Annotated in this window: 3 protein-coding genes; all 3 read left to right on the plus strand. The window is 24.7% G+C overall.

What is annotated here, in order from left to right:
• Positions 1-34: 34 nt before the first annotated feature.
• Complete coding sequence (locus LUA84_RS01040; RefSeq protein ID WP_457913324.1) at positions 35-343, plus strand: aldehyde ferredoxin oxidoreductase N-terminal domain-containing protein; 309 nt, start codon at positions 35-37, stop codon at positions 341-343.
• On the plus strand, positions 330-482 hold the full coding sequence (locus LUA84_RS01045) for a hypothetical protein (protein WP_231434022.1): 153 nt from the start codon (positions 330-332) through the stop codon (positions 480-482). The genes LUA84_RS01040 and LUA84_RS01045 overlap by 14 nt, the downstream gene beginning before the upstream one ends.
• 78 nt (positions 483-560) lie before the next feature.
• On the plus strand, positions 561-815 hold the full coding sequence (locus LUA84_RS01050; protein ID WP_231434024.1) for a hypothetical protein: 255 nt from the start codon (positions 561-563) through the stop codon (positions 813-815).
• Positions 816-829 lie beyond the last annotated feature (14 nt).

The following is an 829-nucleotide window of genomic DNA, read 5'->3' on the forward strand; positions in this document are numbered from 1 at the left end:
TTTTGTTGGAGGAAAATTATTTGGAGTTCATAGAATGGTTGCAGTATTTAAAAGTCCATTAAAAAAAACATTGCATTTTTCTTCAATTGGTGGTGTTGGGTTTAAATTTATGGGATCTGGAATTGATGAAATTGTAATTATTGGATATTCAAAAGAGCCTTCTGTAATTTTTATTTCTCCAAACAATGTAAAGATAGAACCTGTAAATTATGTAAATTCATATAAAAATTATAAAGGTGTATACGCATTTTCAAGATATTTATTAGAAAAATATAATGATTTCTTTTCAAATTATANNGCAAGCGGCAGTTGTTGTTGGAGAAGGAAATATGTATACATATAATGGAAATTTATTTTCATTTGATATAATTAATGGTGAATTTAGAATGGGTTCTGAAGATTTTTCTGGAAGAGATGGTGCAGGATCTTCATTATTTAAAGCTCATAATATTTTAGGTTATTGTTTCTGGCGGAAATTATAAATATACGATATGAAAAAGTAAATGATTTTCAATTAATAAATAAAATATTCTTAGAAAAATTTGGAAAAAGTTATATAGATGATTATTAATGAAAAGACAAAGAAATATAGATATGATCCAGAAACAGGATCTGATGGAACTTTTGGAGAAAATTATATATTATATAAAGAATTCTTACCTTTATTTGGATATAAATCAATATATTATCCAAAAGAATTAAGGAGAAAACATTATGAAAATATTATTGAATTATTTTGGAAACCTTTCCAGGAAGAAGTATTTATAAAAAGTAAAACATGGTTTACATGTGGAGATTTATGTAATGTAGCATGAAATAAGGTATATAA

It is taken from the genome of Candidatus Nanopusillus massiliensis (assembly GCF_920984865.1).